This is a genomic window from Pseudoalteromonas sp. S16_S37 (genome assembly GCF_014694405.1).
Taxonomy (GTDB): Bacteria; Pseudomonadota; Gammaproteobacteria; order Enterobacterales; family Alteromonadaceae; genus Pseudoalteromonas.
Genome location: NZ_JAAUWV010000038.1, coordinates 1 through 18129 on the forward strand (window position 1 = coordinate 1; position 18129 = coordinate 18129).

Sequence of the window (18129 nt, forward strand, 5' to 3'; positions counted from 1 at the left end):
CAATTCAACAATTCAACAATTCAACAATTCAACAATTCAACAATTCAACAATTCAACAATTCAACAATTCAACAATTCAACAATTCAACAATTCAACAATTCAACAATTCAACAATTCAGCAATTCAACAATTCAGCAATTCAACAATTCAGCAATTCAACAATTCAGCAATTCAACAATTCAGCAATTCAACAATTCAACAATTCAACAATTCAACAATTTAGAAGAATTTTAATCATAAGAAGCTTCAAATCGTTTCAAGCTCACTAGTTCTCAGTGACATAAAAATTTAATGGTAAGACTCAGTTATATATAAAGTTCAGAGCTATGCTAATTAAATAACAATCTATATTAAATTAATCTTCTGTTCTTTGATGCGAATGATATGTTTTCGTATTTTTTGAAATGTTCTAGCTGTGATTTTATTCTTCATTTTTATAGAGGTTGGCATAAAAGATGAACCTAAAAGAGCTAGTTTTTAATCTAACTCACATTTACCTGCCCTCATCAATTCCTAACTTTTTTGTATTAAATATTTAGATACATAATTAAGTATTTTTTATATCTTCAATCTAAATCCATGAAATTCAAAGTTGTGATTAGTCTTGGTTAAATTTAATTAAATTAATCTTAATGTTTTTTCATATTATAATTTCTATTTAATTCATTATTAGCATTATTAATTTTACGAAAATAATTGTGGTTGATAATATTTTTAAAATTTTTTTGATAGGAGTAATTTATGAAAGAGATGGAAGGAATTTATTCACCTAGTTTAGAGGGTGTATATGTTGGAGAGACAAAAATATCAAATGTTGAAGGTGACATTGGTCGATTAAGCTATAGAGGGTTAGATATTGAAACTCTCTCAGAAATGTCATATTTAGATGTAGTTGTAATAATTTTATTTGGACATCATGTTTGTAATAAAGTTAAAGATAAAGTAAATACTTTTCTCTTAGAAAACCAAAAAATAAACGATAAAGACATAACGTATTTAAAATCACTTCCGAAAACATTACATCCTATGCTGATGTTACAGTCTGCGGTTCCTTTACTGTCTAAGCCTAAAGGTGATTTTAGCTTCCTAAATGGTGATGATCCAGACTTGATTTTAGGTTTGTATATTGCAGCGAAGCTTCCTGCTTTAGTTGCAGGGTGGTACAGAATACAAAATGGAATGGAACCATTAAAGGATGTATGTGAAACCGGGATTAATGAACGATTTCTTAAATCGTTCACGGGTAAATCGCCTTCAAAAGAACAAATCAAAGCGCTTGATTTAATTCAAATATTACAGTTAGAGCACAGCTTTAATGCGGGTACTTTTACCGGTCGAGTTTGTGCAAGCGCACATGCGCCACTTCAATCCGTTATATCAGCATCCATTGGGACGTTGTTTGGCAAGCTTCACGGTGGCGCAGATCAAGCTGCACTAGAAATGGCATTTGAAATTGGCTCAAAAGATAAAGCTGCTGATTACCTTTCTAAGACTATTGCCGCAGGTGAAAAAATTATGGGTATGGGTCATAGAGAATATCGAACTGTTGATCCTAGAGCAAAAATTTTGAAACCTTTTGCAAAGGAATTTTGCACTGAAGGTGAAGGTAAAAGGTTGTTTGAGATCCTATTAGAATTAGAAGATTTATGCCAAGCACACTTTTCAAAGAAAGGTAAAAATATATGGGCAAATTTAGAGTTTTATAAAGGCCCAGTATTATATTCATTAGGCATACCAGGCCAATATTTCACTTCTGTATTCGCAATGTCTCGTGTTTTTGGATATTTGGCACACTATTTGGAATTCAAAGAAAATAGAAGAATTATTAGGCCTAGAGCAAGGTACACGGGCGTCTTGGATGTGAGAAAGAAATGATTATATAAGGCGGTTATGTGAAATGTTTATACTTTTATAATTTAATATTTCTTTCGATAGTAATAAATATAGGTTTCGGTATTGTAATACCCGTAATGCCATTGATTATTGGAGAGGGAAGTGGGACTTCTATTTTAGGGGTTCCATTTATATCCCTTGTGATAGGAAGGCTTACATCCAAAAAGGTTACAGGGATATTAATTAATAAAGGCTTTGGTAAAAACATACTCTCAATTTGTTTTCTTGCTTATAGTGCTACTTTTTTGATGTATTCTCTCGAGACTAGTATATATCTCATTGCTTTTTATAGATTTATTGAGGGTGTGATAGAGGGGGTTGTAGTTATATGCTTAACTGCACTTGCTGTTGAGGCTACTAATAAAGACCCTGAACGTGGTAAGAAAATGGGTTTTTTTGGTGCTTCTTTTGGTCTCGGTATGGTTCTTGGGCCCGTTATAGGTAGTTTTATATTTAGTTATTATTCATATAGATATGTATTTTTCTTTGCTTCGTTATTTGGTTTTATTGGGTTTTTAATTTCTGTTTTTTTAAGAAAACATTTTTGCATTTCAAACTCTGCAGATGGTAAAACTATAATAAAAATTGGTGGGGTGGAAGAGTTGCGACTGTTGGGTGTTTATATTCCCAGTATTGTGAGGCGGTTTACACTATTTTCTTGCATGTTAATAGCGCCAGTTTACGTTGTTCAGAGTTTGAATGGTGATGTTAAAGATGTAGGGGTTATGTTCTCTCTGTCCGGTATTATTTCTACACTTTTAATGCCTTTTATGGGGGTTTTAGCAGATAAGTTTGATCCTCTTAAAATATCATCAATAAGCATGTTTATTATGGGTTTTTGCTTTTTGTTAATGTCAATGTCTAACGAGTTTTATGTTTTTGTTTTCTTTTTTTGTATAGAGACAATAGTTTTTACCATGATGCTCCCGTCAGGGCTTAAGCAATTTGGTGATGTTGTTGATAATTTTGGTGAAAGAGTGAGTGTTATAGGGAGGTTTTCAATTTATACAGAGTTTTCTACGATATTTCTTGCAATAGTTGTTTCTTTTTTTATTGGTGTTGAATCATATTTTTCATGGGTTTTTGTTTCTGTGGTTTGTATGGTTTTATCGGTTTTATACTTTTTTAGTGTTGTTAGTATAAGAAAATTTTATAAATAGTTTAAAGGAGTTTCCTATTAATAATTTAATAATAAATAGAAGGTCTAGTATGTCTTTTTTGCCGCAAGGACCTACAGAAGAAGAGTTGAACGATATTATTAGTGCAGCAAACTCAGCTCCTGACCATGGGGGGTTAAGACCCTGGAGAATTCTCATTTTGGCGGAAGATAGAAGAGAATATCTATACGATAAGTTACTAAAGCTAGTAGATGAAGAGGATGATCTAAAGATTAAAAGGTTAAAGTCTCTTTGTTTTAAATCGCCAGTTTTATTAGTAGGTATATTTAGTCCAAATTTGGATTCTAGAATACCAGTTGATGAACAATTAATTACATCAGGGTTAGCTTTATATAACTCAAGTTTAATTGCGAACGAACTTGGCTATGGAACTTTTTGGTCTACGGGTTCAGCGGCAGTAAATAAAGAGTATATGTATGAGCTGGAACTTAATGATAATGAAAAAATTATAGGCTTTTTACATATAGGTGTTGCGAAAAGTAAAAATAACACAGAAAGGCAATTTAATATAAATGAGTATTCTAAGTTTATATGATTGATGGTTTTTAAATGAGAAAAAGAAAAATAGAGATATATGACACGACACTAAGAGATGGTGAACAAGCTCCTGGTAATAGTATGTCTATAGATATGAAGTTAAAATATTTTGAGCAAATATCTTCAATAGGTGTTGATTATATTGAAGCTGGATATCCTACGTCAAATAGGTGTGATTACGAGGTTTGCAGGATTATATCATACGAAAGAGAAAGACCAACTTTAGTGGTTTTTTCTAGACCAACTCTTCAAGATATATTGACCTCATCTGAGTGTATTGTAAATAAAGAAAATGTTCAGCTTCAACTTTTACTGAGTGTATCTGACTTACATATAGAAAAGAAAAGAAAATACTCATTAGATGATGCTGTATTTGAAACTATTGAAGGGTGCAAGTTAGCTAGGGAGTATGGCTTTACTGATATTTCATTGGGTTTGGAAGATGCCTCTAGAGCGAGTAAAAAGAACTTAAAAGCAATTATTGAAGCTGGTATAGAACATGGTGCAAATACAATTGTTTTTGCAGATACGGTAGGTTGTGCAACGCCAAAAAGTGTTGATGACAGTGTTAGGTATATTCGCAGCTTAGTTGGAAACGAGCGTAAGGTTTCATGTCATTTCCACGACGACTTAGGGTTGGCAACAGCCAACGCGTTGTCAGCAATAGAAGCTGGTGTAGATATTTTGCAGACAACACTTTTGGGAATTGGTGAGCGTTGTGGAAATACCGCGTTGGAGCAAATTTCTGCAATTACTAAATACAAGTCTGAAAACATTGGTGCATATATAGATATCAATTTTAATCGGCTCGCTGAAGTGTGTTTTGAACTAGGAGAAGATTTAAATATTCCACTAAGCCCTAATCGACCGATTGTTGGGAAAAATGCATTTACGACTGCAGCAGGAATTCATATTAACGGTATTCTTAAAGATAGAAGTGTTTATGAATATGTTCATCCGGAGGACTTTGGAAGAAAGCTATCATTTTGTTTTACCAAACATTCCGGTTATACGCTAATAAAAAAAATACTTAATGATAATGATGTATTGCCATCTGAAAATCAACTGAAACTTATTTATGAAGAAGCAATGAAGCGCTGTTACAAAAGTAGCTCAATAGAGCCAGGTGACTTCATGGAAATTTATAATGAGTTATTTGGGCGTATACAAGTTGACGTGGAAGATTACGGTCTTGTTTGTATTTAGTATTTGAGGTTTTTATTGTGATTAGTGAAGATTTAAAAAAAATATTTATAGATATTGATTCGTATATCGATAACAACAGAACATCTGAAAGTTCGTTTATTGGAAAACTGGAAGAGGGTGTTAATCTCACTTCATTTAAGAACTGGGCTATACAAAAATACCATCAAACATATCGTCAAAATTGTGTTTTCAGTGCCATTCACTCAAATACCCAAATTGAAGGTATTAGGCAGTATATGATGGAACAGTTAATAGGTGAAGAAACATCTATATGTGATGGAAGTGACTCCCATTATAACTTAATGAAGCGAGTTGCGTTGCGAGCTGGTGCAACGGAAGAGGAAATCGCACTAAGTAGCCCTTGTGAGGGAGTTTTAAATTTCACTGATTATCTTATCGGTATTTGTAAAAACAAACACCCTGTTATCGCCATGCTTGCAATATATGTAAATGAAAAACAAACGCCTTCAACCTCTATAAGAGCAAAGGATATTATAAAGGATTATTTCAATTTCAATGATGGAGATCTCGAGTGGTTTGAATTACATGGTACTTTAGATATATCTCATGCAGAGGAAGGTAAGTTAAAAATTATGGAATATTCTAGCACTTATGAAAATTTTATGGATGAAGCAATGCCGACAGTTATTAATGGTGTCGAGCAGTGGAAAAAACTTCACAGTGCGTATATTGAAATACTTAATTTGAAATAGGAAAAATTATGAAAGCTGTATTTAAGAATAGTAACTTCCCTTTTATTGATGCGGATTCTCATTTAGAGGAACCTGAAGATGTATTTAAATATCTTGACGACAAATATTCCAACAGAAAACCTTTAGTTGTCGACATTGGTGACGCAGTTACTTGGTGTCCTGATAGAAATAAAGTTTGGCTTATTGATGGTGAAATAAGACCTAAACTGTTTGGACCTGGTGGTTCTTGTTATGGCACACCGGTAACTTCTAATTTTGCAAAGAAAAAGCCAGTATCAATTGAGGTTCAAAGCTTAGCGGATCCAGATGCATATTGCGAAGGTATGGATTCAATCGGTTTAGATGTTGCAGTAATTTACCCAACACTTTTCCTACACCCGCTGTCCGAAGATGCTTATTACGAAGCTGCTTTGATGAAAGCTTATAATTCATACATGGCTGAAGCGTGCAGTAAGCGTGAAGATCGATTGCGTTGGGCAGCAGTCATCCCAATGGCTGCACCAGATGAAGCTGTCAAGGAAATAGAAAGGGTCCACAAACTGGGTGCTAGCACAGTAATGATGTTGGGAACGGTCGGGAATAAGATGCTTCACGACCAAGCGCATGATCCAATTTTTGAAAAAATTCAATCACTAAATATGCCGATCTCTGTCCATGTAGGTTGGTCTCATACCGGTATTCAAGAGACTTCAGACAGTATCGCCGCAGGGTTATTTTTGAACTTCGAAATGAGCCCATTATTTGCGTTCTTCTCGTTCGTTTCTGGTGGAATCTTTGACAAATATCCAGATCTACGTGTGGCGTTTATTGAGTCTGGTGTTAATTGGTTCCCGGTGGCGTTGGAGCGTATGTCTAAGTGGTATAAAACTCAGACAGCCCAACCTTGGCCTGCAAAAAAATCCCCAGCGGATTATGTTAGGGATCACCAGATTTACTTTACAGTCGAAGGCGATGAAGAAAATTTAGTTGAATTTATCAACTTCGTTGGTGCAGATAGAATACTGGGCGCGGCCGATTTCCCACATGTCCATTATGAAGGTGCGTCTTTGAGCACCGCGTTTACTGACCTTAAAAATTGTGAAGGCATATCGAAAGAACAATTAGATAAGATCCTTGGACACAATTCCCAGCAATTCTACAACATTTATTAATATAAACAGCTAGGTCGAAAGGCCTAGCTATGGACTTTTTATGAAGTACAACAATTATTTCGACAAAATATGGCGAACTCATGTCGTTACTTCACTACCTAGTAGCGAAGATCTACTTTACATTGACAGCCACTTATTACATGAAGTTTCAAGTCCTCAAGCATTTTCTAGTTTGAAGGAGAAGGGGCGAAGTGTTCGTAGGCCTGATAAAACTTACGCGACAAGTGACCACATTATTCCGACTAAGCACTATGATGATCAAAGCATCCCCGTAAAGGCGAAAGAGCTTCTAACAGCGATGGTGGAAAACACAGCTAGCAATGATATCCAATACTATCAACCTGGCAGTCCAGATCACGGTATCGTACATGTTATAGCTTTGGAGCATGCACTAGTATCTCCGGGCATGACTGCGGTATGCGGAGATAGTCACACCTGTACACTCGGCGCAATTGGTGCACTAGGATGGGGGATAGGGACTAGTCAAGTTGAGCATGTATTGTGTACTCAAACTTTGCCAATGAAAAAGCCCGAAGTTGTCAAGGTTGTGCTATCAGGTGCGTTGAGTCAGTTTGTTACCGCAAAAGATATTATTCTTTATTTGATCCGGACTTTCGGAGTGACTTTCGGTAGTAACAAAGCGTTGGAATTTATAGATCAAACAGAAACTTCCCTTTCAGTAGAGCAACGCGCGACTATCTGCAATATGGGTATTGAAATGGGAGCGCGTTTCGCGTTATTTCAACCTGATAGCATCACCGCTGATTTTATGCTCGAAGTTGCCGCTAGAAGGCAGGATAAAAACATCATTTGTGATCCGCAAGCTTTGATGGACAGTGTGGGCGATAGTTATTGTAATGAGCTTCTAATTAATATCTCACATATCTTGCCTCAGATAACATGGGGAACGACACCAGAAGAAGCGGTTGATGTAAATGGTTTGGTGCCTGCCATTGATGATGAACACTTGGTGAAGAATTCTCAAGGTGAATTTGTTCACCGTTATATGGGTGTCAAACCTAACGTTAGAATAAACCAATTATCAATAGATTACGTTTTTATCGGCTCTTGCACTAATGGTCGATATGAAGACTTAAAAGCGACTGCTCAACTAATCAAAGGTCACCATGTTTCTAATCGTGTAAAGGCAATAATTGTACCGGGATCACAAAGGGTGAAAGAGCGGTGTGAAGCTGAAGGTATCGATAGGGTTTTTACTGACGCAGGGTTCGAGTGGCATATGCCTGGGTGTTCGATGTGTATCAGTATTAATGGTGATTTACTTCCTCCATATGCGAGGTGTGTCTCTACTGCGAATCGAAATTTTGAGGGAAGGCAGGGTAATAATGTAAGAACACATATCGCCAGTCCACTTACTGCAGCAGTATGTGCAATTAAAGGCCGAATTGCTAGCCCGTATGAACTGGAGGTAAATGATGCAGCGGTTTGAAGAAAGGTTGGTAAGTACTGCTATTCCTCTGTTAGAGAATGATATTGACACGGATATTATTATTCCACAGCACGCGCTTATCACCGTATCGAAAGGTGGTCTGGGTAAAGGTTTGTTTGCAAACTGGCGCTATCGTGAAGATGGCTCTTTAAATCAAGATTTTATATTCAACAAAGAAGACTACAAAACTTCCGAAATTATCTTTTCTGGAGACAATTTCGGCTGTGGAAGTTCTAGAGAACACGCTGTCTGGGCATTGTTAGACAGTAATATCAAATGTGTTATATCGACGAGCTTTGGACCTATCTTCTATAAAAATTCGATTTTAAACGGACTACTTCCACTCATTGTTAATAAAAGTGATTGGTTAGTTTTAAAAGAGGAATCTTTGAAGTTTACAACTTTGGAAATCGACTTAGTGAAAGAGAAGGTGGTTTACCAAAGTGGAGAATGTTCTAAAGAAGTACATTTTCATATTAATGAATTCGACAAGAAATTTTTACTCGGTGGAAAGGACTTGGTAGATATAACGTTAGATTATAGCAGTGAAATTGATAGCTATGAGAGTGCTTAAATAAAATATATAAAGGAGTAGTTATGGAAGTTTATGAACCACGTTTAGCGGTTGATTCAATATCTCAAGGTGGGTTAGCACTAATTAAAGCGAATATTGGTTATGGCCTGTTAGGTAACACTGAATCGTCGATTAAGAAAATGTATAGAATAAAAGGGAGACCTTATAGTAACCCTTGTATTATACCTGCGAACCTTGAACTTGCGTCAGAAATTGCAGTGATATCTGACACGACGATGTCTTGGCTTGAGGAAATTACAAAAAAAACGACATTGGCTGTTGTTTTTAAGCTAAAAGAAGATGCTAAGTATATTGATAAACTGGATCCGTGGGTTAAAAATCAAGCAACAGTGAATAACACCGTTGCTCTGTTTTTGAATACGGGAAACTATATTGAAGATATGATTAAAATCGCTATTAAAAAAGACATGTTGCTCGTTGGTTCTTCAGGGAATATGTCTGGTCATGGTAATCAATATGATATCAGAACAGTAGGTGATGATATCGTTAACGAAGCTGACTTCTTTTATGATGGTGGAGAATGTATCTATAAAAATGATCAAAAAATGGCAACTACAATTATTAACGACTCTAACAAAACAATTAGAAGAAGAGGTGTTAATAGTGAATCTATAATTGAATCTTATGAACGTTATCATGGAATAAAACTGGGTAGTTCCGAATTTTTTAAAGAGACATTGTAGTTAGGGGGTTATTTTGGAATATAAAATTGAAGAAATTGTCGATTGTTTATTGAACGGTGGTGTAGTGGTGCTTCCCACGGCTACTAACTATAACGTTTTTACTATTTTTGATAATAAAGAGGGAGTAGAACGAATATATGAGGCAAAGGAAAGAGGGAAGCACAAGCCTTTAACTCTTTGTTTTGGTGAAAAGAAAGATATAAAAAAATATATTGATACAACAAATGAAAATAAAAAAATAATCGAACAGATTTTGCCAAATAATATTAGCTTTATTGTTAAAAAAAGTTCCATTGTTCCTGATTTTGTTACGTCAGGCTTTAAGACAGTGGCTGTGTGCTCACAATCTCATGAATTTCTAAATACAGTAATAAAAAAAGTCGGAAAACCTTTGGCCGGTACGTCTGCCAATAAAAGTGGTAACGGAAATGTAAGATCATTTTCCATGGCAGTGTCTGAACTGTCAGGCAATGTTGATATGCTAATTGACGGCGGAGACATAGATAGTAGTGATGCTAATACGATAATTGACTTAACCGAAGAGCAGCCTTTGCTAGTTAGAGCTGGTGATTTAGGTTCATTAAACGCAATTGCACTAGTGCCCAATTTGAATACATCGATATCAGAATCAGAATATAAGGAAAAAAAGAAGTCTGAGTACATAAAAAGTGCGTCTGGAGCGCTTAATGAATAGCTATGATATTACGCTGCTACCGGGCGATGGAATAGGTCCTGAAGTAACTCAGTCAGTACACGCTGTGATGGAAGTATTACAGCAACGCTTTCCTGTGAGATTTAATATAGATATTAAAGCAGTGGGAGGCGAAGCGATAGATAAATTTGGTGAGCCTTTACCACAAGAAACTATCGATAGCTGTCTTAACTCTGATGCTGTATTTTTGGGCGCGGTTGGGGGGCCTAAGTGGGAAAATAAAGGAGTGTATGAATCTCCAGAGTGGGGGTTGTTGAAGCTACGTGAAACTTTGAAAGTGTTTTCAAATATAAGACCTTTGTCAATTTACGAAGATCTTAATCAGTTTTCACCATTAAAGAATGACTTAATCCAAGGAGTTGAAATGGTGATTGTTAGGGAGTTGACAGGAGGTATCTATTTTGGAAATAAACATCGAAGTGATTTATATGCAGTAGACCAATGTACGTATACCGAAAATGAGATTATCCGGGTGACGAAGGTTGCATGCGAGCTCGCAATGAAAAGAAAACGACGTTTAGTGTCGGTAGACAAGGCTAATGTTTTGGAAACTTCTAAGTTATGGAGAGAGGTAGTAACTCGATATGTAACAGAGGCATTTCCTCAGATCCATCTAGAACATCAACTTATCGATTCATGTGCGATGCACTTGGTTAGTAACCCGCGGCAGTTTGACGTGATACTCACAGAAAATATGTTTGGAGACATACTGTCAGATATATCTGGTGCATTGTCTGGTTCTCTAGGCATGCTGCCGTCTTCTTCTATTGGGCACAAATATGCTCTTTTTGAACCTGTTCACGGTTCTGCTCCGAATATTAAAGGCAAGGGGATTGCGAATCCATATGCCTCCCTACTAAGTCTGGAAATGATGCTGAGGTGGCTCGGAGAAAGCAAAATTGCAGATCATTTAGCAAGAGCAATTAAACAAGCAATTCAAGATAAGTGCTTTTCTAAAGATTTAGATAAAAACTCACACTTTAGCACTACCGATATAACTTTGTCGGTAACATCGAATATCTTATCTATATAAAATATGTAGATTAATAGTAATAACAATTAATGGAGGTTTAGTGAAAAAAGTAGTTGTAGTGATGACTTTTTGGCTTTGCTCATGTGTTTCAAATGTTCAAAAATCAAATGAGGGCATTGTTAACTCGTTATTGTTGGAAAGTAAAATAAATAGCGCTCAAGTTATAAACACACTCTATCATTTTCCAAAAGGAGCAGACTTGCATAATCATGCCAGTGGCGCGGAGTATATAGAGCATGCATTAATCTTTTCTATGGAAAATGGCTACAACTACAATATTGATAGAAAAGCCATTTTTAATCCAAAAAATCACTCAGAAATTCCAGTAAATGAAGTAGACCAAAACAAATGTAGTTACGCTTATGAAGGGATTAGATGTGCTATATCTGTGTCTGAATTAATTAATAGGAAAAATGAGCTTAACTTATACTTAAACCTAGTGAGCAATCGAGGTGTTGGTCATACTCAAGATTTACCGATTGATCATTTTTTCAATGTTTTTGATTACATTAAGGTGCCTAATAGAGGTGTGGAATACATTTCCAATATTATATATAGGAACTATGATCAAAATATTAGATATTTAGAGCTAATGACGGCAGTTGTTGATAGCAATATAACGGAAAAAGTTTATAGCCTGTTGCCTCGTGAAAATTTTAATGCTGAAAACTACGAGCAAAGCTATAGTTATATTTCTGGCTATTTAGACAGCGAAGAATTTAAAATATTAATTAATAGGGCAATGGATGAACAGGAGAATCGCTTAAACAGACTTTTACTCTCTAAATACGATATATCAATATCAGGTGATTATCCTGATGTTATTGTAAAGTATATTCCTCAGCTCTATCGCATCCAAGACCCTTATTACACTTTTCTGGATTCTGCTATTAATATGAAAGCATCGATGGTAGACAAGCGAATTGTGGCTACTAATATGGTACACAGGGAGTCTGCTATTACATCGCAACTTTATTTTGATAAACAGATGGAGATACTGGATTTTTTTTGGCGTAAGTATGAGCATCCAAATATCGCTTTGCATGCAGGAGAGTTGACATTGCAAGAGTCTCCAGTAGAGCCAATGAGAAGCAGAATAAGTCAGTCAATATACACAGGTAAAGCATCGAGAATTGGGCATGGAGTGTCTATTGGTTGGGAGCGCGACATGGACAATTTGCTAAAATATATGAGAACACATGGGATTGCCGTTGAAATATGTTTGTCTAGTAATGAATCTGTATTGGGAGTTGATACCAAAGATCATCCCTTATCGCTATATTTAAATGCGAACGTTCCCATAACGTTAGCGACGGACGACGAAGGCGTGTTTCGGTCGAATTTAACTATGGAGTATGTAAAAGCCGTTCAAGAGCATGGGTTAACTTATTATCAAATAAAGGAAATATCTAAAAATGGACTTGAATACAGCTTTTTAACAGGGGAAAGTATCTATGAGAAAGGCGGTGAAATTAAGAGAAAGTACCAGCCTTATAAGTCGGGTGATCTTCCCAGCCGATATGAGTTAGGTGAAAAAGCCTACTTACAAATTCGTCATGAGCGAGACTTAGCGCAATTTGAAGAATCTGTCATGATCAGTGTTAAGAGTCGTTAGAGTGATAAAGGAGAGTTCTTTACTCTCCTAAACCCAATATAAAAGTTAGTTACTCTTCTACGGAACGAAGTAAGGCATTAATACCCACTTTTTCACGAGTTTGTTGGTCTACTTTTTTCACAATGATAGCGGCATATAGGCTGTGTGAACCGTCTTTACTCGGTAATGAACCCGGCACCACAACAGCACCTGCCGGTACGCGTCCGTAGTGAGTTTCACCCGTTTCACGGTCATAGATACGCGTGCTTTGTGAAATATATACACCCATAGAGATCACCGCGCCTTCTTCAACAATTACACCTTCAACAATCTCAGAGCGAGCGCCGATAAAACAATTGTCTTCGATGATAGTTGGATTCGCTTGTAGTGGCTCTAAAACGCCACCTATGCCTACGCCACCTGATAGATGTACATTCTTACCAATTTGCGCACAAGAGCCAACTGTGGCCCAGGTATCTACCATGGTGCCTTCGTCAACATAGGCACCAATGTTGACGTAAGAAGGCATCAATACTACGTTTTTCCCTACAAAACTGCCTTGACGAGCTACGGCATTTGGCACAACACGCATTCCGCCTTGTTGAAATTGCTCAGGCGTGTAGTCACTAAATTTTAATGGCACTTTGTCAAAGTATTGGTTAACACCATCGTGCATTGGTTGGTTATCACGAATACGAAACGATAGTAATACCGCCTTTTTTAACCATTGATGTACTACCCATTCGCCACTGATTTTTTCTGCAACTCGAGCTGCACCAGAATCAAGTAGGTCAAGCACTTGAATAATAGCGTTCTTTACCGGTTCAGAAACCTGTGTCGGTGTGATGCTGTCGCGTTGTTCCCACGCTTGCTCAATGATTAATTTTAGATCTGACATAACGTCCTCTTTTATTCCGATTCAGCGTTTAATTTTTTCATTAAATCACGGTGTAGTTCTGCTTTGTGCTCTTCGCTTAAAGCTTGATAATTTTCATCCGATACCACAAAGAAATCCTCTGCGCGCTCGCCCACGGTTGTAATTCTTGCCGCATGAATATGCAGTGAATTTGCTTGAAATACTTCGGCAATTTTTGTTAGTAAGCCCTGAATATCAATAGCCTGAATTTCAATTAAGTTTCGATCGTTACGGGCATGCGGACGAACAATAATTTTAGGCTTGATATTAAAGTCTTTAAAGCGTTGCGAGCGATTCTTTTTCAAGCGAATTTTTTTCTTAGGATCTTCTAAAATTGCCTCAATGCCTTTGCGAATAGAGTTTGCTCGCGTGCTGGCAACGGGATTGCCGTTTACCTCTAGGATAACAAAGCTAAAAACCACATAACCATCTTTGGTAGTCATGACTTGCGCGTGTTGTATTTGCGCTTTTTTAGAGCCAATAACACTAACTAATTTGGTAAACAAGGTTGCTTCATAGGGGCTGTAAACAAAAACTTGTGTACCGCCATGCATTGGTTTTTCACTGACCACGACACTGGCTTGACTTAAGTCTTTTGACTTCAGTAAGTGTTCACTATGCCAAGATATTTGCTGTTCGCTGAATGCAGTAAAGTAATTCGCTTTAAAGCGGGCCCAGCTTAAATCAATAAACTCTTCTTCATAGCCTTTGTTGATCAGTCGCTGTTTGGCTTGATGCTTTTTATCGCGAATTTGGTCACGCATATCCATGGGGTTTTCAAGCCCCAAGCGCAGCGCTCTTTGCGCATGCAAATATAACTCTCGTAATAGTGTATTTTTCCAGTCGTTCCACAGATTGTCGTTGGTCGCTCGAATATCCGCAACGGTCAAACAATACAAATAATCTAGCTGACGCTCATTTTTAACCACAGAGGCAAATTCATTTATCACTTCAGGGTCATTAATGTCTTTACGTTGTGCCGTAACAGACATGAGCAAGTGGCTTTTTACTAGCCATGCCACAAGGCGAGAATCTGAGGTGGTAAAGCCATGCATTTTACAAAATGCTAACGCATCAACTGCACCAAGTTCGGAGTGATCTCCACCTCGACCTTTGGCAATGTCATGGAATATGGCAGCTAAATACAATAGTTCAGGCTTATCCATGCGAGTGACTATTTCACTGCAAATAGGAAACTCACTTGGCTGTGTTTTATCAAAGTATTTATAGATATTGTTGATTAGCTTATGAGTGTGCTCATCCACGGTATAGGCGTGAAATAAGTCAAACTGCATTTGTCCAAAGATATTACGCCACTGAGGTAAGTAGGCGGCAATTAAGCCGTGTTTATGCATTAACGTAAATGCTCTACCCATGCCATTGGGATGTTTTAACAGACGCAAAAAAGCGTCTCTACAGCCCGCATAGTCTTGTAGGTCGCCAAGCAAGCGGCGACGAACTTGCCTCATGGTACGAATGGTATTTGGGTCAATACTGGTGATTTCTGGGTTGTCGGCAATATGCTCAAATAAAACAAATAATTGCTCACGCCGAAAAAACACTGAGGGGTTTTTAACGCGAATTTTATTGCCAACACGCTCAAAGTTCCTATCCAACGGGACAACGGCTTGCTCTGCGTGGCCGGGTAAAATGCTTTGCTCAAAGTAAGAAAGTAGCATTTGGTTTACTTCCCGCACACGACTCATGATCCTAAACAGGCGCTTCATCATGCGCTCAACAGAGGCCTTACCCTCTGCGCCAAAGCCAAGCAATTCCGCGGCGTTTGGCTGATGATCAAAAAGCAGACGGTTTTCATTACGTCCTGCTGCCAAGTGCAGCGCAAAACGAATATTCCAAAGGTTTTCAATACACTCTAACAGCTCTTGATATTCTTCATGAGTGAGGTAGCCGTGACTGATTAGTTCTTCAAGGGTTTCAGCGTGGAAATGTTTTTTAGCTACCCAAAAAATAGTTTGTAAATCGCGCAGTCCACCTGGGTTTTCTTTGATGTTAGGTTCAAGGTTATAAGCCGTGCCATGGCACTTTCTATGGCGAACTTTTTGTTCATCAACTTTGGCAATAAAAAACTCGTCTGAACGCCATATTGGTGTTTCTACAATGTGGCTTTTTAAGCGCTCAAACTCGATATGGTTACCACAGATCAAGCGGCTTTCTAGTAAGCTTGTGGTAAAGTGAACATCTTGCTTTTTTTGTTCGAGCACTTGTTCGTGTGTTCTGACACTATGACCAATTTCAAGGTTCAGATCCCAAAGCATAGTGACAAACTTTTCGATATTACTTTGCAATTGCTCATCGGGTGGCGTTTGTACTAGCAACAGAAAGTCTATGTCGGAATAGGGGTGAAGCTCACCGCGTCCATATCCGCCTATCGCAATTAGTGCGATTTCAGGGAAAAGCGCCAGCCCAGTATCGTTGAACAGTTTAATGAGCAAGCGGTCTATGAACTCGGCGCGTGCATTGATTAAATTACGAACAGGTTGTTTAGAGAATTCGTTGCTCAGCCATTTATAAAAATACGCAGAACAATCTTTATAATCAGCAAGCTGCTCGGCATTATCGAGCAGCCTTTTTAATTTGTTAGGCAGTGCCACCTAAGGCTCCTAGTGTTCTATCACTCGGTCAATGGTTTCATCGTTACGTAAAGTTAAAATCTCAACGCCGTTGTCAGTGACCAGTAATGTATGCTCCCATTGGGCAGATAGACTACGGTCTTTGGTGACAACAGTCCAGTCGTCTTTTAAAAGCTTACAGTGACGCTTACCAGCATTGACCATTGGCTCAATCGTCAAGCACATACCTGCTTTTAAGGCCTCACCAGTACCCGGTTTGCCATAGTGCATAACCTGAGGTTCTTCATGAAATTCTTTACCAATACCATGACCACAATATTCGCGTACGATAGAGTAGTTAAATCCTTCCGCAAACTTTTGAATGGCGGCACCGATATCACCTAAGCGTACTCCGGGCTTAACCATTTTTATTGCCAGATACAGGCTTTCTTGGGTAATTTCGCTTAAGCGCTTACCTTGAATTGTTGGTGTGCCAACATAAAACATTTTTGACGTATCACCGTGGTAGCCATCTTTGATCACCGTGACATCGATATTAATAATGTCGCATTCTTTAAGTGGTTTGTCATTAGGAATGCCGTGACAGATCACATGATTTACAGACGTACAAATTGACTTTGGAAAGCCATGGTAGTTAAGTGGTGCGGGTATCGCATTTTGTTCATTGACAATATAATTATGACAAATTGTATTTAGCTCATCTGTAGTGACCCCAGGCTTTACATAAGGCCCAATCATTTCCAATACTTCTGCGGCTAAACGCCCGGCAACACGCATTTTTTCGATTTCATCAGGGGTTTTAATCACTGCACTCATTGAGACTCCAAGTCGATATTTTTTAGTTAGCAACAACGCACAAATTTTGTACTTATCGTTGAGTTACGCTCTTTTATATGGTATAAAGCGCGCCGTCTTTTTACAAATAAATCTTACGAGGTTGTTTGTAGTTAAGATAAACACATTCATATTAACACACACACATATCGACACATACACTTGGGTGCATGTCTTGGTAAAACGCTGAGCATGTTGGTGCTATGGGATATGTGGAGGCTTAACCCTAAACTATTAGAGGAAATTTAAAATGGCAAACGTTTCAATGCGCGATATGCTTCAAGCTGGTGTTCACTTCGGTCACCAAGCTCGTTACTGGAACCCTAAGATGAAGCCTTTCATCTTCGGCGCTCGTAACCGTGTACATATCATCAACCTAGAAAAAACAGTTCCTATGTTCAACGATGCACTTAAGTTCTTACAGAACACTGCATCTAACAAAGGTAAAATTCTTTTCGTAGGTACTAAGCGCGCTGCAAGCGAAGCAGTTAAAGAAGCAGCTCTTCAAAGTGATCAGTATTTCGTAAATCACCGTTGGTTAGGTGGTATGTTGACTAACTGGAAAACAGTTCGTCAATCAATCAAGCGTCTTAAAGAACTTGAAGTTCAAAGCCAAGACGGTACTTTCGAGAAACTGACTAAGAAAGAAGCGTTAATGCTAACTCGTGAAATGGAAAAGCTTGAAAAGAGCCTTGGCGGTATCAAAGATATGGGCGGTCTTCCTGACGCTATCTTCGTTATCGACGCTGACCACGAGCACATCGCAATCCGCGAAGCTAACAACCTAGGTATTCCTGTAGTAGCTGTAGTTGATACTAACTCGAACCCAGATGGTGTTGATTACATCGTACCTGGTAACGACGACGCTATCCGCGCTATCCAGCTTTACACTGGCGCTGTAGCTGCTGCTATCACAGAAGGTCGTGAAAGCAACATCGTTGCTCAAGCTGAAAACGACGATTTCGTAGAAGCTGAGTAATTAGCTGTCATCAAGCCTTCATCTAAATGAGATGAAGGCTTGATATTCTTGAAGAGCGGTTAT

General features: G+C 37.8%; 16 protein-coding genes. 13 read left to right on the forward strand and 3 right to left on the reverse strand.

Annotated elements, in window-relative coordinates:
* Positions 1 to 742: 742 nt before the first annotated feature.
* The 12 genes from HC733_RS15355 to HC733_RS23560 are packed head-to-tail and all read left to right on the forward strand — an operon-like array spanning position 743 to position 12767.
* Positions 743 to 1876 carry a citrate/2-methylcitrate synthase gene (locus HC733_RS15355; protein ID WP_190365895.1) on the forward strand — a complete coding sequence of 378 codons (1134 nt, stop codon included), beginning with the start codon at positions 743 to 745 and terminating at the stop codon, positions 1874 to 1876.
* A 17-nt stretch (positions 1877 to 1893) separates the two neighbouring features.
* Entirely contained in the window at positions 1894 to 3054 is a 1161-nt protein-coding gene (locus HC733_RS23555) for an MFS transporter (protein ID WP_190365896.1), read from the forward strand.
* 31 nt (positions 3055 to 3085) lie between these two features.
* The gene (locus HC733_RS15365; protein WP_342366020.1) at positions 3086 to 3607 is read left to right on the forward strand and encodes a nitroreductase family protein; all 522 of its coding nucleotides are present in this window, start codon (positions 3086 to 3088) and stop codon (positions 3605 to 3607) included.
* Positions 3608 to 3621: 14 nt separating this feature from the next.
* Positions 3622 to 4815, forward strand: coding sequence for a LeuA family protein (locus HC733_RS15370; protein WP_190365898.1), 1194 nt, complete (start codon positions 3622 to 3624; stop codon positions 4813 to 4815).
* A gap of 17 nt (positions 4816 to 4832) precedes the next feature.
* Positions 4833 to 5528, forward strand: coding sequence for an iron-containing redox enzyme family protein (locus HC733_RS15375; protein ID WP_190365899.1), 696 nt, complete (start codon positions 4833 to 4835; stop codon positions 5526 to 5528).
* An 8-nt stretch (positions 5529 to 5536) separates the two neighbouring features.
* Positions 5537 to 6679, forward strand: coding sequence for an amidohydrolase family protein (locus tag HC733_RS15380; RefSeq protein WP_190365900.1), 1143 nt, complete (start codon positions 5537 to 5539; stop codon positions 6677 to 6679).
* Positions 6680 to 6719: 40 nt separating this feature from the next.
* Positions 6720 to 8129: a 3-isopropylmalate dehydratase large subunit gene (locus HC733_RS15385; protein WP_190365901.1), complete on the forward strand. Its 1410-nt coding sequence runs from the start codon at positions 6720 to 6722 to the stop codon at positions 8127 to 8129.
* Entirely contained in the window at positions 8113 to 8703 is a 591-nt protein-coding gene (leuD, locus tag HC733_RS15390; protein WP_190365902.1) for a 3-isopropylmalate dehydratase small subunit, read from the forward strand. Before HC733_RS15385 ends, leuD begins: the two co-directional genes overlap by 17 nt.
* 23 nt (positions 8704 to 8726) lie before the next feature.
* Positions 8727 to 9407: a Sua5/YciO/YrdC/YwlC family protein gene (locus HC733_RS15395; RefSeq protein WP_190365903.1), complete on the forward strand. Its 681-nt coding sequence runs from the start codon at positions 8727 to 8729 to the stop codon at positions 9405 to 9407.
* A 13-nt stretch (positions 9408 to 9420) separates the two neighbouring features.
* On the forward strand, positions 9421 to 10101 hold the full coding sequence (locus tag HC733_RS15400; RefSeq protein WP_190365904.1) for an L-threonylcarbamoyladenylate synthase: 681 nt from the start codon (positions 9421 to 9423) through the stop codon (positions 10099 to 10101).
* Positions 10094 to 11152: a 3-isopropylmalate dehydrogenase gene (gene leuB / locus HC733_RS15405; RefSeq protein ID WP_190365905.1), complete on the forward strand. Its 1059-nt coding sequence runs from the start codon at positions 10094 to 10096 to the stop codon at positions 11150 to 11152. The genes HC733_RS15400 and leuB overlap by 8 nt, the downstream gene beginning before the upstream one ends.
* A gap of 40 nt (positions 11153 to 11192) precedes the next feature.
* Positions 11193 to 12767, forward strand: coding sequence for a hypothetical protein (locus HC733_RS23560; RefSeq protein ID WP_190365906.1), 1575 nt, complete (start codon positions 11193 to 11195; stop codon positions 12765 to 12767).
* A gap of 49 nt (positions 12768 to 12816) precedes the next feature.
* Here HC733_RS23560 and dapD read toward each other — a convergent pair whose 3' ends face one another.
* From dapD to map, 3 genes are read right to left on the reverse strand one after another with little or no spacing between them, the layout of a single operon-like run.
* Positions 12817 to 13644, reverse strand: coding sequence for a 2,3,4,5-tetrahydropyridine-2,6-dicarboxylate N-succinyltransferase (gene dapD / locus HC733_RS15415; RefSeq protein ID WP_190365907.1), 828 nt, complete (start codon positions 13642 to 13644; stop codon positions 12817 to 12819).
* An 11-nt stretch (positions 13645 to 13655) separates the two neighbouring features.
* A complete protein-coding gene (glnD, locus tag HC733_RS15420) occupies positions 13656 to 16274 on the reverse strand; it encodes a [protein-PII] uridylyltransferase (protein WP_190365908.1) in 2619 nt (872 codons plus the stop codon).
* Positions 16275 to 16283: 9 nt separating this feature from the next.
* A complete protein-coding gene (gene map, locus HC733_RS15425; RefSeq protein ID WP_190365909.1) occupies positions 16284 to 17069 on the reverse strand; it encodes a type I methionyl aminopeptidase in 786 nt (261 codons plus the stop codon).
* A gap of 268 nt (positions 17070 to 17337) precedes the next feature.
* Here map and rpsB point away from each other — a divergent pair, with 268 nt between their 5' ends.
* Positions 17338 to 18066, forward strand: a complete 729-nt coding sequence (rpsB, locus tag HC733_RS15430) for a 30S ribosomal protein S2 (RefSeq protein ID WP_190365910.1) — start codon at positions 17338 to 17340, stop codon at positions 18064 to 18066.
* Positions 18067 to 18129 lie beyond the last annotated feature (63 nt).